Annotated in this window: 14 protein-coding genes and 2 pseudogenes; 14 read left to right on the top strand and 2 right to left on the bottom strand. The window is 40.6% G+C overall.

Annotated features, from left to right (window positions below):
* Positions 1–42: 42 nt before the first annotated feature.
* The 8 genes and pseudogenes from V7K73_RS04685 to V7K73_RS04650 all read left to right on the top strand — a co-directional run bounded on the left by V7K73_RS04685 (position 43) and on the right by V7K73_RS04650 (position 11,263).
* Positions 43–1,830, top strand: coding sequence for a ShlB/FhaC/HecB family hemolysin secretion/activation protein (locus V7K73_RS04685; RefSeq protein ID WP_334877582.1), 1,788 nt, complete (start codon positions 43–45; stop codon positions 1,828–1,830).
* Between the two features lie 243 nt (positions 1,831–2,073).
* Positions 2,074–4,296, top strand: coding sequence for a COG1470 family protein (locus V7K73_RS04680; protein WP_334877580.1), 2,223 nt, complete (start codon positions 2,074–2,076; stop codon positions 4,294–4,296).
* A gap of 1,026 nt (positions 4,297–5,322) precedes the next feature.
* Positions 5,323–6,653: pseudogene (locus V7K73_RS04675) on the top strand (IS4 family transposase).
* A gap of 188 nt (positions 6,654–6,841) precedes the next feature.
* Positions 6,842–7,687, top strand: a complete 846-nt coding sequence (locus V7K73_RS04670; RefSeq protein ID WP_334877579.1) for a beta-sandwich domain-containing protein — start codon at positions 6,842–6,844, stop codon at positions 7,685–7,687.
* A gap of 45 nt (positions 7,688–7,732) precedes the next feature.
* Positions 7,733–9,451 (top strand): phage tail sheath family protein, encoded by a 1,719-nt coding sequence (locus tag V7K73_RS04665; protein ID WP_334877577.1) that lies wholly within the window; start codon positions 7,733–7,735, stop codon positions 9,449–9,451.
* Positions 9,452–9,495: 44 nt separating this feature from the next.
* Positions 9,496–9,948, top strand: a complete 453-nt coding sequence (locus V7K73_RS04660; RefSeq protein ID WP_334877575.1) for a phage tail protein — start codon at positions 9,496–9,498, stop codon at positions 9,946–9,948.
* 332 nt (positions 9,949–10,280) lie between these two features.
* Complete coding sequence (locus V7K73_RS04655; protein ID WP_334877573.1) at positions 10,281–10,757, top strand: phage tail protein; 477 nt, start codon at positions 10,281–10,283, stop codon at positions 10,755–10,757.
* Positions 10,758–10,864: 107 nt separating this feature from the next.
* A complete protein-coding gene (locus V7K73_RS04650) occupies positions 10,865–11,263 on the top strand; it encodes a CVNH domain-containing protein (RefSeq protein WP_334877571.1) in 399 nt (132 codons plus the stop codon).
* A 99-nt stretch (positions 11,264–11,362) separates the two neighbouring features.
* Here V7K73_RS04650 and V7K73_RS04645 read toward each other — a convergent pair.
* Positions 11,363–12,453: pseudogene (locus V7K73_RS04645) on the bottom strand (ISAs1 family transposase).
* Between the two features lie 317 nt (positions 12,454–12,770).
* Between V7K73_RS04645 and V7K73_RS04640 the strand changes: the two are divergent.
* Positions 12,771–13,784 carry a DUF4255 domain-containing protein gene (locus V7K73_RS04640; RefSeq protein WP_334877570.1) on the top strand — a complete coding sequence of 338 codons (1,014 nt, stop codon included), beginning with the start codon at positions 12,771–12,773 and terminating at the stop codon, positions 13,782–13,784.
* Positions 13,785–13,840: 56 nt separating this feature from the next.
* Here the strand turns inward: V7K73_RS04640 and V7K73_RS04635 are convergent, their stop codons facing one another.
* A complete protein-coding gene (locus tag V7K73_RS04635) occupies positions 13,841–13,981 on the bottom strand; it encodes a hypothetical protein (RefSeq protein ID WP_334877568.1) in 141 nt (46 codons plus the stop codon).
* Positions 13,982–14,004: 23 nt separating this feature from the next.
* Here V7K73_RS04635 and V7K73_RS04630 point away from each other — a divergent pair, with 23 nt between their 5' ends.
* The 5 genes from V7K73_RS04630 (at position 14,005) to V7K73_RS04610 (ending at position 22,903) form a co-directional block, all read left to right on the top strand.
* A complete protein-coding gene (locus V7K73_RS04630; RefSeq protein ID WP_334877566.1) occupies positions 14,005–14,664 on the top strand; it encodes a hypothetical protein in 660 nt (219 codons plus the stop codon).
* Positions 14,665–14,945: 281 nt separating this feature from the next.
* Complete coding sequence (locus V7K73_RS04625; protein WP_334877564.1) at positions 14,946–16,979, top strand: ATP-binding protein; 2,034 nt, start codon at positions 14,946–14,948, stop codon at positions 16,977–16,979.
* Between the two features lie 397 nt (positions 16,980–17,376).
* Positions 17,377–19,020 carry a sigma-70 family RNA polymerase sigma factor gene (locus V7K73_RS04620; protein WP_334877562.1) on the top strand — a complete coding sequence of 548 codons (1,644 nt, stop codon included), beginning with the start codon at positions 17,377–17,379 and terminating at the stop codon, positions 19,018–19,020.
* A gap of 28 nt (positions 19,021–19,048) precedes the next feature.
* A complete protein-coding gene (locus V7K73_RS04615; protein WP_334877560.1) occupies positions 19,049–20,329 on the top strand; it encodes a DUF1822 family protein in 1,281 nt (426 codons plus the stop codon).
* A 264-nt stretch (positions 20,330–20,593) separates the two neighbouring features.
* Entirely contained in the window at positions 20,594–22,903 is a 2,310-nt protein-coding gene (locus V7K73_RS04610; RefSeq protein WP_334877558.1) for a CHASE2 domain-containing protein, read from the top strand.
* Positions 22,904–22,917 lie beyond the last annotated feature (14 nt).

The following is a 22,917-nucleotide window of genomic DNA, read 5'->3' as shown; positions in this document are numbered from 1 at the left end:
CCGTATAATCCCATAGTTACTGACAAAAAATAATCCAGTGCGATGATTGATAAATATCCCCAAAATCTTATAGTATGCTACTTATCTTTGAGTATGCTTATATTACTCGACAGCATATCTTTAAGTCCACTGAAAGCTCAGACTGTTAATACTAGACAATTACCACCGAGTAACTTAAACCCGTCGCAAAAATTCCCACCACCACAGGATGTCCAACCACCCATCCCTTCGCCAGTTCCTTCACCTGAAGTACCACAGCCACTCCCCCCACCCGCAGAACTATTTCCACCCTCTACCCCAACTCCCCCACCGGAAGAACCACTCCCTGGCAACTTTCCTCAAACTATTGTTGTTCAATGGTTTGAAGTTGTTGGTAGCACAGTTTTCAGTCCCGAAGAGTTAGCCAAAGCCACTGCTGAATTTACCAAACGACCGATATCACTGAGTGAAGTCTATCAAGCGCGTTCTAAAATCACTGATTTATACGTCAAAAATGGTTATATTACTTCTGGCGCCTATATTCCACCTCAAACAATCCAATCCGGTGTTCTAAAAATTCAGGTGGTCGAAGGTAAATTAGAAGATATCCAGGTAACTGGAACTCGGCGGTTGAATCCGAATTATGTCCGCAGCCGACTAGCAATAGCGACATCAGGGCCTCTGAATCGCCAGCGTCTACTAGAGGCGCTGCAACTTTTGCAACTTAATCCTTTGATTCAAAAAGTGACTGCTGAACTCTCAGCAGGATCGCGGACTGGTGCGAGTCTTTTGGAAGTCAACATCAGCGAAGCTAAAACCTTTAGTAGCCAAATAGTTCTTGATAATGGGCGATCGCCTAGCGTTGGCAGTTTCCGCCGCCGATTACAATTAAATGAAGCCAACTTACTTGGATTCGGAGATGGTCTAAGTATAGGCTACACTAACACAGATGGTAGTAACTCCTTTGACGGCAGCTATACATTACCACTCAATCCCAAAAACGGAACACTCACTTTCAACTACGGTACCACATCAAGCAATGTCATTGAACATCCTTTCAACGTTTTAGATATCGAATCGGCTTCTCACTATTACGAACTAACATTCCGCCAGCCCATAGTCCAAACTCCCACACAAGAATTTGCCCTCGGGTTAACAGCTTCCCGCCGCGAAAGTCAAGCTTCTTATATCGACAAAGACCGAATACCTTTCCCTGATTTAGGTGCTGATAAACAGGGACGTACCAAGGTATCTGCGTTGCGATTTTTTCAAGAATGGACGAATCGTAACAGCCATGAAGTCATCGCCCTACGCTCTCAATTCAGTTTGGGCATAGATGTGTTGAATCCCACGATTCATCAAAGTCCTCCCGATAGCCGTTTTTTTGCTTGGCAAGGGCAAGCGCAGTTGGCACGCCTTTTAGCTCCTGATACCTTACTTTTACTTCGTTTAAATACCCAACTCGCATCGAGAACACTTTTGCCTTTAGAGCAATTTGGCTTAGGTGGACAGGATACCATTCGAGGCTACCGTCAAGATTACCTGCTGACGGATAATGGCACTTTTGTTTCTGGTGAAGTTCAAGTACCAGTTCTGCGCTTCCCAGAGATAGATAGCAGGTTACAGCTTATTCCCTTTGTAGATTTTGGTGTTGGTTGGAATAGTTCTGGTAGACAGAATCCCGACCATAATACTTTAGCTGCTGTTGGTCTGGGGTTGCGTTGGTCACAGGGCGATCGCTTTACCGTTCGTCTTGACTGGGGCATTCCTTTAGTATCAGTTAACTCATCAAATGAGAAAACATTACAAGAAAACGGTCTATATTTCAGTTTAATCTATAATCCGTTATAAATAGCATTTAAATATGATGTAACTTACCAGTCAAAACGGAAACTATTATGACTTGTTTGATGCGACAGGAATTAGTTGGAAGAAAACCACGCTTGTTGAATCTAAAAGCCAAGTTTACCACAACGACAACCATTTTTTATAATTTCGGTAAAGCTGCATTCTGGACATTTTATTCTTTTATTGTGCAACATTTACCATTACATTTCAGCAACGCCATAGTCCTTTACTGAAGATGCTGTAGAGATGTTGAATCTTATAACACCACTCAAAGTTATGCTGAATCCTCCCACCCGCCTAGAGGGTTTCCCAGGGGAGAGCGTTACCCTTCACATCAGTCTGATTAATCAAGGCGAGCAGGGAGCCGCAATTGATGTGTTTGTCGATCCCATGACTCAGACCCTGCTGGCATGGTGTCCATCTGCAAGAAAGCGGGTCGCCCTCGACTCCCAACAGGCTTGTGAAGTCAGCCTACTCTTTGAGATTCCCTCAGATGCTTTACCAGGAAGTTATCCCTACACGGTAGTAGTAGATGCCCCAGAGCATTATCCAGAAGAGACTCCAATTCATTACCCAGCCCGTCTTGAAGTTCTAGTTAAAGAGCACACTGTTATACGGTCAGAAAATCTTAGCTTTTCACTTAGCCCAGCAACTAGTCCCGTTCAGCCCTTACTAGTTCAGCCCAAGCAGCACCAGACGCTATCAGTAATCGTGAACAACCACTCCAGTCGAGTGGATCGCTTTCGGCTCCATTGTCTTGACTTGGATAAAACGTGGTTCACGATTCAATATCCTTCCAACCAACTGAGTGAGTTAGGCGTCGTTTCCAGTACGGATGGTTTGGAGCTGAATCCTGGAGGTCAAGGCCAAATCATCATTAAGTTCCATTATCCAATAGACATGCCTGCTGGTCAATATTCACCGACTCTACAGCTCATTTCTGATAATGCCCCAGAGCAGGTCTTTTTGGATCTGGTGTATTTAGAGGTAAAGCCAAAACTTCACCTGAGTGTTGAACTGGAGACTATTCTTGGAAAAGTCAGTCACAGTCCAGGACAGTATCGACTCATACTGACAAATCACGGAAATTCAATTCGAGAATTGGCCGTAAGTGCTAGCAGCCGAGATGAAACGGAGTTATGCTGCTATGTTTGCAATCCGTCTTCTGTCAATTTGTTGATTGGCGAAACAGCAACGATTAGTCTAACCATTTATCCCAAACATAAATGGCGACGTCCCCTCTTTGGGTATGGCTTAGAGCTACCATTTCAAGTCAATCTTCAAGATATTCAAGCATTACCGACGCCAGAAAAGTTACCGATGGGGTTGTTAGTTTGGAAAGCACGCCCTTGGTGGCAATTTCTGCTGTTGCTGCTGGCAGGGGTTGGTGCATTGTCGGGACTCGGCTTTTTGATTTGGTTTGTGTTCTTTAAACCCGCTCCAGAGCCAATCATGGCAGAATTCAAACCGGATAGCGCTAGCTATACGGAGGGAGGCAGGGTACGCCTAAGCTGGATGATCTTGAATTCAGAGCGGCTCGATCAGCTGGTGATTTCCTCAAGCAAAGATCGAACTGCGAGCAGTCCCCAAGTTTACGACTTTCGTCAAGGCTTACCGACAGAACTGAACCGTTATTGCCAAATTCGCGATCGCAATTTAACCTGCACCAACGTCGATACAGGTGCCCGAATGGCGGGAGAATACACCTTCCAACTTCAGATTAAGACAAAATCAGCAGAAAACCCTATTCCGCAGAAACTGAATGTCGTAATTCAACCTAAGCCACTGCCTCAGGTGGTGAGTATTGTAACACGCCAGTCTCAACTCGAAAGAGGTAAACCCTTAATTCTTAATTGGAATATCAAGAATTTTAGCCAACTCGGTCAGCTTCAGGTTATGGGTCAACTCAAAGAGGATAAACCAACGCTCCTCAAGACTTATGATTTTCAAAAACAAATTCCTCCAGAACTAACGAAGCAATGTCAACCTCCAGTTAACGAAACATTGAGTTGTTCCAACGTCGATATAGGGCTTCCAGCTAAACCAGGCGACTATACGATTAGCCTTCAACCTGTTTCTAGTGGAAGTCAAAAACAATCGTCACCCTCTAAAGCAATTCAAGTCCAGCTAAAGGCAACACCCCTTCAAATTATGGACTTTACGCTCAATAATCAAAGTTCAGAGGCGAATCCCTCAATGTTCTTAAAAGTTGGACAAGTTGTGACTCTCAACTGGAAGGTACAGGGGGATGGTGCTAAGGTTAAACTCGAACCTTTAGGTGATGTCCCAGCTAGCGGTTCTAGGAAATTGAAAGCGACCACAAGTCTCTCTCAAATTGTCCTCACGGCTGAAACCAAACAAGGTCAATCAGTCAAACGTGCGTTTTTGCTCCAAGTTGATACGCCAAAACCGCTTCAGAAGCCGACTAATACCGATTCTTTAAAAGTAAAGCTACAGATGACAAAGTAAAATTAGCGAGTTCAACACGAATTCTACTTGACCTAAAATGTCACCTTTTTTGATGGCTGAAATTTGTCCTTTGCGGAGTATTTATTCGTATTAAAGAAAGTATTTCACGAACGAATAAGCTTTTTCTACCTTAAAAATTTTTGGAAAAGCCACGCACCATCGCTGTATCCATGATACTGTACCTTTAAATTTGCGCCCCCATAGCACTGCTGCAAGAAGCTTAGACGCAGCGCATCGTAGACATCGCCTGATCGATCCTCCGCCCACTACTCAATGGGTTAAAGCTTGAAATCTTTATTTGTCATAGCTTAGATGACTACTAGAAAAAGTTCATGCCTAATTTTCATTGTCAAATAAAGTTGACATATTTATAATTAAATGATTTAAAAAATTAATCCTATCATGAGATAAAGGTCTATGTATAAATGAGCTTTTATTGTGATATTTGAAAAAGATTAACTATACAGGGTTAGCGCATCTCAAACCCTATTGACAAGCGGACTTGCATCGGTAATTGGGTTTGAAACAAACTGGTACTATCCAAGGGGAGCAATGCGATTTTGTGAAGTACTTAAAATTTGGGTGCTAAATCATCTATTTAGGGGTGCGATCGCAGCCAAATAACTGTTTTTATTGAGAATATAGCTCTGGAAATGAGAATTAGAGTCCGATCTAACAAAATCGCATTGCTCCCCTATCCAAGCTAGAGAGCCAGTCCACTAGAAATAGTTGACGTAAAACCCAGGATACATCTGTGATAGGTTAAGATTGTGTACATTTTATCAATACCTCTAAAGGATGAGAAAAAAGCTTTTGATAATGATAATAGCTCAGATGGGTGGGAGGAAGAGTCTAGCTTCGCTAAACTCTTCCTCCTGTTAATTTAATTATCATTATCAATAGTGAAAAAAATCCAATTTGATAGGGCGATCGCTAATCTTGAATAGAACGATTTCAGGATAAATCGGTTATTGTTGGGTCGCACAAAGATGTCAAACTAAGTGATGACAAGTTTGGCTCACCACGATGTCTAAAAAAACAAAGCGTAATCCCGACCACGTCAAGCGACATAATACTCCTACTATCAATAACGAAGTAATTAGCCAACAGTTAGAAGCTTTATTAACTCCTGCGATCGCTGCTCAACAAAAATACTATAAACAATTAGGATTACGAGACCGTATAATTAATTTGTCGTTGATGGTAGCGGCAGTATTAACACTGCTATGGCGGCTGCTATACCAAGCGTACAGGAATTAAATCGTTTGTTGGCACGAGAAAATTTGTTATGGTGTCGTGCTACTAAAATTGCTCAACAATCACTCGCCGAAAGGTTTTTAGTTTTCCCAGCAGAATTATTTGAGCGAGTCTTTAAAAATTTACTGCCTCAATTACAACAGAATTGGCAGCAACGTACTCAACGCTCACTACCAGATAGTATTAACTTTGCACGGAGAAATTTTGAACAAATCTGGGTGGCGGATAGGACAACACTGGAAGCTTTATTCCGTAAGCTCAAAAGTCTAGAAGAGTTAAAAACAGGGCATTTGGCAGGAAAGATTTGTACAGTCATCGATTTGGTGACTCGACTTCCCATCGAAATTTGGTTTCATACTAATCCATCGGCAAGCGATACTAATTTTGAGGCAGTACTTCTCAATTTACTAACTGCTAAAACACTAATTCTATTGGACAGAGGATTTTATCATTTCCTATTTTTTGAACGACTTATTAATCAAAATATTCACTTTATTACTCGATTAAAAGCTAAAGCGTCTATTAAAGTATTAAAGATATTTACTTCCGACCATTCTGTTAAAGACCAATTGATTCAACTTGGTAATGGTCGAGGTGGCGCTCCTCTTCTTACTTGAGGATGGGTACAAATTCGAGTTGGCAAAGCCACCTATTCTTACATTACCTCTGTTCTTGATCCAAATGTTTTACCTCCCTACCTTGTGGCTGATTTGTATCGACGAAGATGCAGAATTGAAGAGGCTTTTCACACGGTAAAACGCCTGTTGGGATTGTCTTATTTGTGGACAGGCTCTATTAATGGTATCAAGTTACAGGTCTGGGCAACTTGGCTTTTTTATGCCGTTTTAGTGGATCTGGGAGATGCGATCGCCGACGAATTATCTTTGCCTTTTGATCGTATTTCTTTGGAAATGATATATCGTGGTTTGTACCATTTTAGCGTTGCTTACGCTCAAGGTAAAGCTACAGACCCAGTTAAGTACTTCACCGCAAAAGAAAATCAGGATTTAGGCGTGGTCAAAGCACTCCGAAAACCTATCCCCAAGCTGGATTTATCACCTTTTCCTCTACCCCCCTTGACAACCGTGCAATTCTCTTAACCTGTCACGGATGGGCGGCGGCTGTCTCAAACTCGAATACCATACTATGATCCACCTGTCAATAGGGTTTGAGATGCGCTAACCCTGATTAACTATAACCTCTGAATTTAAATTAGTACATAAGTCTGATTGCATTGGCTAGGATATCGCTTAATCTGAGTATATAGAAACGAATTAGGTTTCTGTTTATGCTGAATTCGATTCTTCAAACCCTAGCTGAAATGTTGACTAACGGATCTATTCTCACTAGCACTGAGCAAATAAACTTTAGTCACCCTGGAAGCTTAGAAAATAGTAATAGAGAGCTATCACTTAATCTCTATCTGTATGATGTTCGGATCAATAAAAAAATGCCAAATAATGGCAGGCAGGTGGAACGCTATTTTGATGATTCACGACAGGTTGCAGAAGTATCTAGAGCACCCAGTTTCTTCGATATCTCCATTGTGATTACAGCCCGCGATCGCACTGTATTAGGAGAGCTTCATCTTCTGTCTGAAACTCTACTGCTGTTAATGCGGAGTAGAGTCTTGCGGGAGGAGTTTCTAACTCCTGATCTTCGTGGTCACGGCAACTTATCATTCTCAGTCACTAACGACCCGCCCATTGATGTAGGAAGTTTATGGGGTTCTCTTTCTCTTCCCATACGGCCTGCTATTTATTTGACAGTAACCGTTCCCTTTAATGTATGGAGAAAAACAACTGTACCTTTGGTTACGGAACGAAATTTTGGGGTCAATAATTCAATTCCAGCTATCAGCAGGAGCGGAGCTAAAACTCAGCGAGTTGCCATTGCTGGCATTGTCAAAAATACTTTGAACTCAAAGCCATTAAAACAAGTTCGAGTCATACTTCAAGGAACCGAAAAATCAGTAACTAGCAACGAGGAAGGGTATTTTATCTTTGAGAATTTGGCATCTGGAAACTATATTTTACAGCTTAGACGATTTGGCTATCAGTTTAAGACTTGCACTGTTGTTGTGGACGAAAAACCATGTATCCCTAAAGAGATATTACTTATGCCCGCCTACTAGATTTCTATATCAATCGATTATCTAACAAATTAAGGAGTACTTAACATGGCTAGATTAGACTATTTTGCACCAGGCGTTTATGTTGAAGAAGTCGATCGCGGCAGTCGTCCGATTGAGGGTGTCAGTACTTCAGTTGCAGGATTCATGGGCTTCACCGAAGATATACGCGGCGGTGCGGAGCTTTTTAAGCCCATGCTCGTCACCAGTTGGACTCAATATCTTGAGTATTTTGCTCGCTCAGGTTCAAATGGTTTCACAGATTTTGATGCTTATTTGCCGTTCTCTGTGCGTGGATATTTTCTGAACGGAGGAGGACGATGCTGGATCACCAGTGTTGGAACGCAACTACCAGGTCTTGGTAAAAATGCCCCACGTAAAACCCCACTATTAGAAATCCCAAGACGCGGCAATCGTCCTAGTTTGAATTTAGCCATCCGACCCGAACAAGCTGATGGAGGTTCCATTCATATTGAAGTGAGCGATGGAGTACCTCGTGCATTGCCACCAGCAAGGAATGATGATGGCACATATCTGCCTGTTGAAGAAATGTCGGAAGAAGACGCAAGTTTAGAAACTCTACATAATCCTAGAGAGTTCTTCTCTTTGAAAATATCCCGAGACGAGCAAGTGCTTGAGGAGTACCATCATCTCAGTATGGATCCAGAACCTCAAACCCAGGCTGCTACCTATGTGGTTGAGGCTCTAAAAAATTCTGAGTACGTTCTTATTGGAGATGTTGCTCAGCCTGGGCGACCTGTAGTACGTCGCCCTTTGAATGGCGAATACGATTTATTGCCTCCTATCCCTAATTCTACGCCCGAGAAGTTTTCTCGTGACGTTGAAGGAAATCGAGATAATCGAACTGGGGTGCTTGGCCTTTTTGAAATCGACGAGATCACAATGTTGTGTTTTCCAGATTTGATGCGAGCCTATGAAGCTGATCTTTTGAACATCGAGCAAGTTCATGGGATAATGGAAACCATGATCAGTATGTCTGAAGGGGGTAGCAGCGGTAGCAACCCTGGACCAACAAATCGAATGGTGGTGCTCGACCCACCCCCCGATCGCATTAAGCCTCAAGATGTGGTGGAATGGTTAGATGAGTTTGGTCGCCGTTCTATGTTCGGGGCACTGTATTATCCTTGGGTTAAAGTTCCTAATCCAAACAATGCCGGACGACCTATTCTCGTTCCACCTTCCGGTCACATGATGGGCGTGTGGGGACGCACAGATGAATCGCGAGGCGTTTATAAGGCTCCTGCGAATGAAGTTCCTAGAGGGATAATTGGGTTAGCTTACGATGTCAACTTTAGAGAGCAAGAACTTCTCAATCCTCTAGGGATCAACTGCATTCGTAAATTTCCCAACCGAGGAATCCGCATTTGGGGTGCCCGAACCCTTGTGGAACCTGACAAAACGGAATGGAGATACATCAGTGTCAGACGACTCATCAGCTATATTGAGCGTTCCATTGAAGTGGGAACTCAGTGGGCTGTCTTTGAGCCGAATGACCAACAGTTATGGACGCAAGTGCGATATTGCGTTAGCAACTTTTTAGAGCGCATCTGGCGCGAGGGAGCTTTATTTGGTGCTAATCCTGAGCAAGCTTTCTACGTGAAGTGCGACGAAGAAAACAATACGCCTGAAACAATGACGTTGGGCCGTTTGTATATCGATGTTGGTGTATGCCCAGTGCGTCCGGCTGAATTTGTGGTATTCCGCATTAGTCAGTGGAATGCTCTGGAAAATGAAAACGACAACTAACTGTTCTCAATCATTCATATCAAGCAAAAAAATAGGAGAATATCATGGCCGACGAGAAATATGTTACTGCTTCTTCTTTTAGCCTTAGTGGGGGCAGTTTGGGTGGAACGATAGCAGTGAAAAGCTTCTCTGGTTTAGAAATGAATGTTGAAGTATCTGGTACTAGTGCCGGTAATCAGGTGGGAGCAAAGAGGAAGCTAGAACCTAAACCAGGTCCAACAAAACCCGGGACACCAACGTTTGTTTGTCCAATACCTAAGGGTGACAAAAAATTAGCGACATGGTGGAAAAAATTAAATCCCAATGACAAGCCAGGCGATTATAAACCTGAGGATTTGACGTTCAGTTTTATAGGGGGTAGTGGACCTGTTGCTGAATGGCAACTAAAAGGCGTTTTTCCCATGAAATACCAGGTGAGTGATGCAGATTCTGACTCTTCCGACCTTGCTACTGAAACAATTCAATTGTGCGTTACAGAAATCAATCGGGAGAAGTAATGTTCGCAAACGTGGAAGAATGAAGACTCCAGAGATAAACGCCATTATATAGTGAGTAATACTGTCAAATGTACGCGATTTCTGGTGTGTTATCAGTCTTCTTGAGTGAAGTCCTACCTCAACCTTCTGATCTCTAATTTACCATTAGAGATCTATCTTCCCTCAACGGCTACTCACCTTGGCAAGGGAGAAGATGGAGAGTAGTAAGTTCGAGACTTACTCGAAGAGTACTACTCTCCAGATAGGGGGTTGCCAAATCCCATCTATAGTTCGACCCAATAAAATTGGGATGAAATAGCTAACCGTAATCTTTGAAACACTTTAATTAATCTATGAGTAATGCAACTGTATTGATGGCAGCTAGCTTTGCTATAACTTTGAAACTTGATGGCTCCAATGATTTTTTGGACGGAATTTTTCTGGGGTGTGATGGTTTTGACTTTACCCAAGAGGTTATCCAGTTTACAGAAGTCACTAGTGAGCGCTGGGGGAAAGCCAATAAGGGACGCTCCCGGCTGACCAAGCTTCCTGGTAACGCAGTAGGTGGAAATCTAACTTTACGCAGCGGTATGACCATTTCCAAGAGTTTGTGGCTATGGTTTTCGTCGGTGCAAAAGGGCAACTGGTTTAAACAGCGCAGAACTATATTAATCACTTTTCATGAAAGGACTAAAGCCCGAGCAGCCTTTCAGTTTACAGAAGCTTGGCCAACCAAATACCGGATTGGAGAGATGAAAACGGATACAAGTGATGTAGTAATTGAGGAGATAGAGATCGCTTATGAAGGGTTTGAACGAATATCAACTTAACCATTGCTGAATTTACGAAGAATATGAAATTACTATTCAAAAATGTCAATAGCATTTAGAACACTCTGAAAACCTGTTTAGCTTTATCAGTGTAGAGAAGCAAAATCATGAAGCGAAATTTATTTAGTATACTTGCTCTTTTAGCAACATCTACTTTAGTATGGATTAATAGCCCTGCGAGTGCAACACCTAGTAGTTATCAAGAAAGCTGTAACAACATCTCAGTTTTTGGCAACGTTCTCTCAGCTAATTGTAGCCAAGTTAGTGGCTCCTTCAAGAAAACTTCAATAGTCTTACACGGGATTGAAAATATTAACGGCACTTTGAAAGTGACTGATCCAGGTAAAGTTAGCAATTATCATTTCACTTGCCGTCATATCCGCATCAGAGGAAACTATTTAGAAGCTGCTTGTAATAGAATAAATGGCACAACTATGTGGACTTCAGTAGTTTTGCAAGGAATTGAAAATATTAATGGTGTGCTGAAGTATATCAGCAGTCCCTGAATAGTTATCGAGATGATAAAAAAGTAGCTCTACTTTTTTATCAGTATCAGGACTTACACACTCAGATCCCCCAACCCCATTAAAAAGGGCAGGGCTGATTCATTCCACAAGAGTAAGGAGTTTGTCAATGTCATGAGAGAGAAATCTTTGGGCAATTGTGATGGAAGCATAACCATTTCGACGGAGTATATTAAGAGCGATCGCTCGCATAATTGAGAGATTTGCAGGAGCGTTACCCATACTTATAGTCGAATTATCTTCATTCAAAACTACATCCTTAACCCAATGGAGGCTGTTTTCGATACCCCAATGTCCGCGAATACCACAAGCAAATTCTTTCGCTGTACCAACTATACTGCTGATATAACAGACAACCTGACGATATGCTTTGCCCGCACGGGTTCCGACTCTTTCAACCCGAATTAAAGACTTAATGCCTGTCCACTGCGAATTAATCCCAGTTAAATCATCAAAAACTTCGACAGTACGTGTTGTAAACCTATTTCTAGTTTTTTCAGTTTCGATATGACGACTGACTGGTTTTCTAAGTGCAGCAATGCGTTTAATATGACGATATAATGTTGGCTGGTTATCTTTAACAGCGATTGCATAGTCGTTGCCACTACTTATGATTAGCTTGCAAGTTTTTTTTGACAATGCAACGAATCAAAGCTAAATACCGCACCCTTTATATCCAATGTTGTAATTAAATTTTGTACGATTACAATTTCGCTTTCCTTCTTGTTATCAAATTTTCCCATACCTAACACAAGCCCTCTTTTCCTAGCAAATACGGATACAATACTGACAAAATTTTGACTAGATGAATCATAGTCTTGGACTGTACCTTTAATGCTTTTGCCATCAATGCTATACCATTGTGAAACCTCTAAATCAACGTACTGGTTAGCCCACTGATTAAATATTGAGGCAAGTTTATCGAAGTCTACTCCCATAACTACACGTCTTATAGTTGAGTAAGAAGGAACACCATGTTTTCGTATCCCAAACGTTTCTATAAGCACACGACGATGCCGTTTTACGAAATCTCCCCATGCGCGATACCCAACATATCCACTCATAGTGCCCATTATTACAAACAGTAATACCAACCAAAGTGGATGTCTTCGACCATCTAGAGTTCTAAAATCTTCCACTTGCCGCAATTGCTCAATCAGATTCGCACCCATAATTTTTTATCCCCTCAGCACTTGCTATTTTACCTGTTTCATTCCATTTCAAACAGGATTTGTCAAGATGGTTAGCGAGAAAAATTGTAAGTGAGGGTGACGATGAGATGAACTTTTAAGCACTTAAACAACAGTAAAATTGTTCATTTTATCGGCACGTTAGTAACAAAATAATCAATTTTTAATCGCTAGAAACCTTGATTTTTCTAGCTATTTAGGGAATGAAACAGCCCTGCTGGGGCTAGGGGGATCAAGGTTTCAGGCTTCAGTGCGTAAGTCATAAAAATTTATTACACCCATTCATTCAGTAGAAGCTTATGAGTAATGGATTGGCGATCGCAGCGATCACAGCTGTATTCAAAAACCTATTGGAAGACGGCTTGGTTCAGAATGCAGCCCTGTCGAGTATGGGAAATGTGCTAGTAACCACACTTCCCCCAGATCAGATTTCTATTGGAGTCGATGGTCAACCTCAGTTAAACCTGTTTCTCTACCAAGTTTCGCAAAATCGTAATGCAGACATGGGTGGGCGCGATGCCAAAGGCGACAAGCTAGGCAACCAGCCAGCCCATCATCAAGGCAGTACAGAAGAAGGTGCAATTCTCCCCTTAGCCATCAATCTCCATTATGTATTAACCGCCTACGGAAACAAAGACTTTCAGACGGAAATACTGTTGGGTTATGTCATGCAGCTCATGCATCAAACTCCAGTTTTATCCAATGCCATGATTCGAGCAACGCTAAATCATGTCGCAACCATCAATCGTTCCGGTCTTTTGGCACAAGCGATTGAATCGACTTCTGTTGAAGCTTTGACCGAGCAGTTAGACCAAGTAAGGATCGCGCCCAACTTGTTAGATACAGAACAGATGTCCAGATTGTGGTCGCTCTTAAAAGGTTCTTATCGACTCTCAATTGTCTACGAAGTATCGATGATGTTTATTGGATCTAAGAAATCTTCACTTTCTCTAGGTTCTAGTAAAGGGGGATTGAATCAGCCGCAAATTGAGAAAATTGTTGCATCGCCTACGAATGGCGAGATTGTAGCGGGGAGCAGTCTAATCATCTATGGGAAGAATCTTAATGAGGATATAACTCTGCTCCGTTTGAACAAAGGAGAAAACCTATTAGAACCACAAGTTGTTGAAGAAAACAGAATTTTGTTTAAACTGCCTCAAAATCTATATGCTGGGGTTCACAAGGTTCAAGTTGTTCATCGACAACTATATAAGTACCAAAACTATAAAGATTTAGAGGTAGTGTCGAATGAGCAGACTTTCGTTTTGCATCCAACCATAGATGATAACCCTGTTCTAGCTCTTCAAGGCTAATATGTGCGATCGCACCAAGGATGAGAAATTAGGCAAGTCATTGACGAGTGTAGAAGTCACTGGTTGGATCTAATCAAAGTTTCAACGCCCGCGATCGCGCTTTTTAGCCTTAAAACAGACGCGCCTTTTGCGATCGCCACAACAATAAATTTGTAATTTAGGGTGATTTTGAACCAGATTTTGACCGTTTGAACCATATTTAAAGCAGGGAGCACCAACGATGAAAAAAATTGCTAACAAGATACTCCATCCACGGAAGGAACGTCAGCGTCGTAAAGAACAAGATCGTCAGGAGGGAGAATCGTCTATGCAAGCGACGACACCAGCACGATCTCCATCACAATCTGGCTCAGTATCAAAACTAACGCTTGATCGCTTCCTCAGCGGATTGGAAGCGCAAAACGGGAGTAAGGACTCACTGACAGCGGATGCACAGAATCGTGAGAAGAGTGACACATATGCACCAAGATTTATGCTTCATGGAACTTCAAAGAGCAATGCAGACAACATAGAACAAACGGGGCTACAAACATCTTATGGAGGACAGGAGGGAGGAGCTAGTACAAATATGAATGACCCGAAATATATAGAAAATTCTCAAGGCGTGGTTCATGGTACTCCTAGCAGGAGAACAGCCAGGACTTATGGACAATATCATACCAAACTCAGTGCTGCAGGAAAGAGTGGTGGAGAAAGGAGTATTCAAGACAACAGTGCCTTCATAGGTTTCGAAGCCGAAGATCCCAAATCAATAAACAGAGATGATGATTCCGATGCCGGATACAAGGTAAGTCAATCACTCCCCCCCAATAAAGTCGTTAGGATACCAAACGAGATAATCGAGGAGACGTTTGACCCGACAAACCCGATACCAAGTTAGAAGTAATGATTTGTTGTAGGCGTAAATGACCCTCCCCTAGCTAAAGTCGTTTGCGCCCTTAACTATTAGCTCAGTAGTTTTTTTGGCAGTGTAGGGCATCTATGCTGAACACAACGCCCTCTAAATGCAACATTTCAAGCATTGTTTGTACTACTTTTAATTGGCGTTGTTGTACGAATAGAGAGAATGGTAAATTTTATCAATCACCTATTTCCTTGCCACACTCAGCCTAAGTATGAAGACGAAAGCCAAATACAGAGTTCGCAACTGGAAGGAGTATAATGCAGCACGATTTTGAAGTCTGGTACCAAGCCAACCACCACTATTCAATTGCCGCTTTCGATCTAGTCCACAATCTTCTACAAAACTCGACCGATCGATCTGAAAACGATCCCGACGCAATATCTTCAAACACCGATCGCGATCGATCTCAACTCTGGAAGATAGCTTCTGAAATGTCATTTCTTCCAGCTTTTGAGCAAATTTGTCAAAAATTTAGACTTTCAGAATTTGAGTTTTATATACTGGTTTTTTGCGCTGCCATTGAACTCGATTCGCGTTTTCCAGAATTATGCACTAAAGTCTATAACGATCGGAACTACTACTATCCAACATTTGGGTTAGCCCTCAGAACCTTACCAAATCCTCATTGGAGTGCATTAGCTCCTGATGGAGCGCTTCGCTACTGGAAGCTCATCGATTTAGGTTCGGGTAATAGCCTTTTGAATAAACAATTGTTTATAGATGAGAGAATCCTTCATTACCTTCAAGGTCTCCAAACAACAGACCCATTACTGACAGGACTTACTAAACTACCTTCAGATTGTCCCAATCAACTAATGCCCTCTCACCAGAGTTTAGCCGATAAAATAGCCGCATTATGGCATTTAAGTTCATCTCAAGATATTCCCCCCATCATCCAACTGTGTGGTTCAGAGATAGAAGATAAGATAGATATTGCCCAAGTCGTTTGTCACCAACTTGAGCGAGGCATCAGTCTTCTGAACTGCGATCGCATTCCTCTAAACTCTAATGACTTAACTTCTTTCACTCGCCGATTGCAGAGAGAATGTATTTTAGAGCATAGGGCGCTCCTACTCAATTGCGATGATACGGATCTTTTTGATCCAGAACAACGTGCTGCGCTCAATCAACTCCTGGAGGAATTTTCAGGGTTTATCGTTATTACAACGCGCGTTCCACTCCAGGAGTTAAAGTCTAAAATGATTCGCTTTGATATTCCCAAACCAGAACCCCAAGAACAGTTAATCACCTGGCAAGCCTCTGTAGACGAACTCAAAACCCAACTCAATGGACAAGGCACGCTAATCCCAAACTCAGAACAGTTGTCTCAAGATTTGCAAGCGCTCACGTCTCAGTTTTACTTAAGTACTTCTACAATTCGTAGTGCCTGTACCGCAGCAATTGGACAATTGACAACGCAATCTGCTATTTCCTTCAAACAGACATTATGGGAGAGTTGTCGCACTCAAGCGCGACCTGGTTTAGATAAACTTGCAGAGCGCCTTGAATCTAAATTGACCTGGGAAGACTTGGTATTGCCGCCCCTACAAAAACATACCTTAGAGCAAATTTCAGCCCACGTTCGCCAAAAGGCTAAGGTATATGAAAATTGGGGATTTGCAGCAAAGAATAGACGTGGACTGGGTATCACAGCTTTATTTTCTGGTCCTAGCGGAACGGGGAAAACACTCGCTGCTGGAGTGCTTGCCAATGAGTTAAACTTAGACCTCTATAAAATTGAACTGTCCTCAGTTGTCGGCAAATATATTGGTGAAACTGAAAAAAGTCTCCAGCGTATCTTTGATGCAGCAGAGAGTGGTGGCGTTATTTTGTTATTTGACGAAGCAGATTCAATCTTTGGTAAACGGAGTGAGGTCAAGGATTCTAAAGATCGCTACGCCAATCTTGAGGTCAGTTATTTGCTACAGCGAATGGAATCTTATTCTGGACTAGCCATCTTGACCACAAACTTGCAGAGCAATTTGGATTCTGCCTTTATGCGGCGGCTGCGCTTTGTGACTCAATTTTCTCTCCCGGATGCCGCGCATCGAGAAAAAATTTGGCAACGAATTTTCCCATCGAATACCCCCACTCAAGGATTAGATTTTAAAAAGCTCGCTCAGCTCAATACTGCTGGTGGAAATATCCGCATTATTGCCCTCAATGCTGCATTTGTAGCAGCTGATGCTGGAGAAGCAGTCCAAATGAAGCATATTTTAGGGGCTACTCAAACCGAGTATGAGAAATTAGGCAAGTCATTAACGAGTGTAGAAGTCGCTGGCTGGATCTAATGAAGTTTGATAAATAAATATTCTATGATAATAAGGTAAAACTATAAGCATTTTGACCGATTTTTACTCTCAAGTTTTTATAATGCCTACAGCCTGCATAATTAGCTTGCTTTGCTCCCAATAAGTTCAGTAAAGCTAAAATCACACAAAACACATGCAGTGTATTTAATACTTGCATATTGCTGGGAGCAACGCGATTTGGTAGATTGGGGTTAAATTATCAATAAAACCAGGGTTTTTGTTGCGATGCCGACGGCGGGCTACGCGTAGCGTAACGGAGGTAATCGCATCCCGAAATAGCCTATTTCCGTTCTTGGTTTTAGCACTTCACCAAATCGCGTTGCTCCCCTTGCATATATTGTAAACCTCATTTTGTTGTCCAGTAGGGGATAAAATAATGGTACTTAATTTTACCAAAACTGATAGTATTCCTGTACTACCAAAGCGGCAGAATAATCTTAACAAATTTTCTACCTATATTATGCTTAGTAACCAAAATAATCAATTAGCGTTGCAATGGAAACATCAACCTTCTCTGCAACGTAATTTGAAGTTATATGAAGAAAAGCATCAGGAGTTTTCTAATTTATTTTGCCACCAGGATAAAGGAATAGACATCGCAAATTTTTGGCGAAAAGTAGCATTTGATGAATCACAATTAATAGCAACTTGGGAGCCAAGTAATAAAACACAACTTGCCTATGAACATTTAGCAAGTTACTTTGAAGAAAAATGCTATTGGGCTGCCAAAGACTTATGTAAAGAGCCTAACGCCAATTCTTGGGAAGAATATCTATGTATTGCTAGATTACTAGTTTATAATCCACTAAGATTGAAAGAAATTTTAGTTAATTACAATTTTGAAAGTGCGAATATAGATACATATATAAGTAAGATTTTAACAAACCATATTAAATTTTCAGCAGAAGTTAATAGATTTTCACGGTGGAGATTGTTATACAAAAAGATTGATAAAGAACTCATAGAAGCACTAAAAGTATTCGGAATCATTGAACCAGAAATTTCATTAATTGTTTTTGCTAGAAAATACTTTAAGCAAGTTTATTTAATTAACAAGGTTAAAAATCCAACCAGAATTACAGGTAAAAAATGGATAGCCCCTGAGGAAGAAGATTTTTTACAATCTGCTCAATGTTATAACGTAGAAAAAGTATTACCAACTGCACCCCATGAGGTATTTGTTAACTCTAATAAAGTGACTGCAAAACAAATTCAAGATTGGATGGAGGTTTGCATTAAAGCTTTAGAAAGTTATCCGATATCAATTTTACCGAAATTTTCACTTGATGCCTTGCAATTAGATGGATTTGAAGTTAAATCAGAATTACAAGTTGCAGAAATTGAATGGGAAAAGATATCAAGCACTGAGGATACAAGAGAACAAGGATTTTTGGCGAATCAAGCTAATTCAATTTTATCTGAGCAAGTTCAATCCATGAAACTGGATGACCGGAAAATTTTACTTCTCTATTATGGGTTTGGACTCAATCAAAAACAGCTGGCAGACAGATTAGGAATGAATCAAAGTACAATTTCTCGTTATCTAACTAAATCTACAATCAAATTATTAGAAGCTATAGCCAAAATCTCCCAACCACAACGATGGGTTAAACAGTATGTAAGACGATGGTTAGAAAACGAGTATCATGCACCAGTACACTCAGATTTGATTCAAGCAGCTTTGGTGTCAGCCATCAAGAAATTAGTAAAGGAAGAACGTGAGATTTTACAACTTTATTATGGAGAACAAATGGATGAAATAAAAATTGCTGACCAGTTAGGTATTAGCTTGGATGAAATAGCTACAACGCTTACTAGAGCAAGAAATGTCTTACAACAAAAAGTGATGCAGGAAATAAATATTTGGATTAAAGAATATTTAGAAAAATGGTTGGGTAATTATTCCAAATCTCTCCTAAAAGTAGTGTTGAAAAATGAAGCTAAATTAGGAAAGAAAGAATTAAAACTAGAAGAACAGATTTCCCTACTGGAAATATATATTCAAAGTCAGTTGTATTAACTTTATTAGGGAGGGGAAATATAATATTATGTTGAGTTTATCAGATTTTGTAAATATTGACACTAAGCATATTTGGTTACAGGTAGAGACAGCCGAACAAGAAAAAGTATGGCAGCTTTCCCAACATCACTCAAATGCGATCGCAATTTATAATGCTTATCTTAATCGCATGTGCTTGAGTCCCTTACTCACTTGGTTTCAGGCGTCCTTACAAGAATCCACGTTACGTGCAGAGCTATTTCCTAGTGAAGAAAATTTACCTAGTATCTTAGAGATAGTAAATGGCACAGCAATTAAAGTCGGTGAAACTAAGATAGTATTAGTGCCGACTGAAACAATAGATATAGAAGAATTGTGCGTACCGCAAGAATGGGTAGATATTAGTAGTTGGGCAGCCGACTATTATATACCAGTGCAGATAAATTTGGATGGCGATAATGATGATTCTTGGATACGAGTATGCGGATTTGCTACCCATCGTCAATTGAAAAACCAAGGCAAATATAATTCAAGCGATCACACTTATTCTTTACCTATCGAAGAGTTAACTGAAAACTTCACCTTACTTTTTGCTACACTGGGGCTGCGTTGGCGAGAAGAAGTTCCACCTGAAGTAATTTTGTCAGCAGCAGAAGCTCAAAACCTATTGCAGACATTGAGTGATGCTTCTATTTATTCTCCCAGGGTACATTTAGATATACCATTTGTTCAATGGGCGGCATTAATTTCCAACGAACAGTGGCGACAAAAACTGTATAATCAACGTTTAGGTAAAGAAAAAAATACTGTATCCATTGCTGAGAAATACTTGTTACCAAGCATAGAATCAATGAATAGCGTCTCTGTAGACTCCTTATTTATTCAGGTGAATCTTAATCAATGGTTTCAGAAACTGTTTGCAGCAGGATGGCAACCTATTGACGAAGTTTTAAATTCACAGATAGGAAATTTAGCGTTTGAGTTCAGAAGTTTTTCTGGAACTAATAAAACAGGTGTAAATGGAGTTAAGCTAATTGATTTGGGGGTACAATTAGGAGGACAATCTTTAGCACTGATGCTTGCTCTCTCGCAGGAAGAAGACAAGAAAATTGCTATCATCGTACAAGTTCATCCTACTGGTAATAAGAAATATTTGCCACAAAATCTCAAAGTTATCCTTTTAGAATCGGGAAATATTCTACAAGAAATTGAATCCAGAAGTCTAGATTCATACATTCAACTTAACCGTTTTAAAGGTTTAAGCGGAACCAGCTTTTCTATTCAATTGACTCTTGATAATTTCAGGATGATAGAAAATTTTTCTATTTGAAACTATATCAAGTTTAGGCAACTTACTTGTAATAAAATTTCTTGATATAAGTTTGGTTGTTCCTTGTCAAATCTAACATGACCTCTAAACTGGCGTTGGGTTTTGTTCCTCAATCTAATAAGCTAGAGATATTATAAGTGTTTAAGACAACTTGATATTAGCTAATTAGTATTTTCAAGTTATGAGATAACAGATTAAGACTTATAATATGCATTAAAACGGTATGCATTCTAACTGTGAATTATAGCTATCTTATAATTAAAGATGAGTAAGTTAATTGTTATCAGCTTAGAAAAAGGAAACTTAAACGATGGCTTTTCCCCTGTAACTGCACAATTGTGGGAAAGTAACAACTCTCGTCCGATAAAATTTACAGCTAGTTTACCTCCTGCACCAAAAATTGCTGAACTCTATAAACGCTTTCAATTAATATATCAAGCACTTCATAAACGATTTGTGAGTCGTTCGGGAATCGAAGTAGAATCGACAGGTTTAAATAACGTTAGTGAAGTAGATTTTAGTGAAGTTCAACAACAGTTATATGAAACAATCAATTCTTGGCTAAACTCGGATTTATTTCGCCCAATTGATCAAAAATTACGAGAGAAATTGGCTTTAGATGAAGAATTTCAAGTTATTATTGAATCAAGCGATTATCTTCTACAACGGCTACCTTGGCATTTGTGGAATTTTATTGAGCATTACCAATTATGCGAAGTTGCTGTAAGTACTCCAAAATATGAGCGAGTAATACCATTACCCAAACAGAAAACAAATAAAGTTAGAATATTAGCAATTTTGGGTAGTAGTCAAGGAATTGATATTCAGCAAGATAGAAAGATTCTAGAACAATTACCAGATGCATCAACAGTATTTTTAGTAGAGCCTTCACGTCAGGAATTAGATAAGTGGCTTTGGGACGAGCAAGGCTGGGATATATTGTTTTTTGCAGGCCACAGTCATAGTGAAGATGATAGGGGTCAGATACATATAAATCCAACTAGTGTCTTAACAATAACAGAGTTAAAAAATGCATTGAGTTACGCAATTTTACGCGGTTTAAAGATAGCTATTTTCAATTCTTGTGATGGTTTAGGATTAGCACGACAGTTAACTAATTTGCAAATTAATCAAGTTATTGTCATGCGGGAAGAAATACCGGACTTTATAGCACAAGAGTTTCTGAAACATTTCTTGGGAGCTTTTTCTGAAGGTCAATCTTTCTATTTAGCGGCGCGTTATGCACGTTCAAGATTACAAGGGTTGGAAGAGGAATTTCCTGGTGCTTCTTGGCTACCTGTGATTTGTCAAAATATAGCGGAAGAGACTCTAACTTGGCAAGAATTATCCGGTCAAACTAACATAGTTGCTTCCCCTAAATTGACAGCGCGGAATCTGAAAATCACATTTTTAGTGAGTATCTTGATTGCCAGCTTAATTACGGGAGTGCGATCGCTCGGCTTCATGCAAAAATGGGAACTGTCAGCTTTCGACTCAATGATGCGGATGCGACCTGACGAAGGTGTAGATAAGCGTCTTTTGGTGATTACTGTCACAGAAGCAGATATTCAGGCTCAAGAACAAAGACAAAAATCATCACTATCAGATGGTACACTACAAAAACTATTGCAAAAATTGTCACTTTACAAGCCAAGAGCCATTGGTTTGGATATTTATCGAGATTTTCCGGTAGATTCTCAATATCCAGATTTAGCAAATCATTTGCGAACAAACAACAATTTTATTGCTATCTGTCAACTTGGCGGTAGCAAACAACAAGCAGTTGGGATTTCACCACCGCCGGAAATTCCACCAAACCGCATAGGTTTTAGTGATGTTGTATTTGATAGTGATTTGATAATCCGTCGTAATCTACTATCTATAACACCAGAACCGGAATCAAATTGCAAGTCGCCCTACTCCCTCAACTTCCAACTTGCACGACAATATCTAGTTAAAGAAGGCATCAAATTCGATATTAGTGACGAAGGCTACTTGCAGCTTGGCAAAACAGTCTTTAAACCTATAGATGTTCCTACAGGTGGTTACCAACAAGTTGACCCAAAAGGACACCAAATACTACTTAATTATCGCTCTTCACGGGAGGTTGTAAAACAGGTCAGTGTCGCACAAGTCCTGAATAATGAATTCGACCCCAACTGGGTAAAAGATAAGATTGTTTTGATTGGCGTTGACTCACAAGGCGCTAAAGACTATTTTCTTACACCCTACAGTATGGCAACTACCCCATACCAGGAAATTCCAGGGGTAGTGCTTCAGGCACATATGGTTAGTCAAATTCTAAGTGCTGTTTTAGACAAGCGCCCTCTGCTGTGGGTTTTACCTGGATGGGGTGAAATCTTGGGGATTTGCGGTACATCTTTGGTAGCCGGAATATTAGCTGTATACAGTCGGTCACAATTGAAACTTGCTATTCTGATCAGTGCTGAATTACTCATCCTCTACGGGTGCTGCTTTATTCTCTTGCTATATGGAGGTTGGATGCCATTCCTTCCCTCCGCACTGGGATTAGTAATCACTGGAATCAGTGTAAAAAATACGAAAAATTATTGATCAAAAAATAACTG

The organism is Nostoc sp. (assembly GCF_036916975.1).
Taxonomy (GTDB): Bacteria; Cyanobacteriota; Cyanobacteriia; order Cyanobacteriales; family Nostocaceae; genus Nostoc.
The sequence above is the reverse complement of the archived record's forward strand: the minus strand, read 5'-3'. Positions and strand labels throughout refer to the sequence as shown.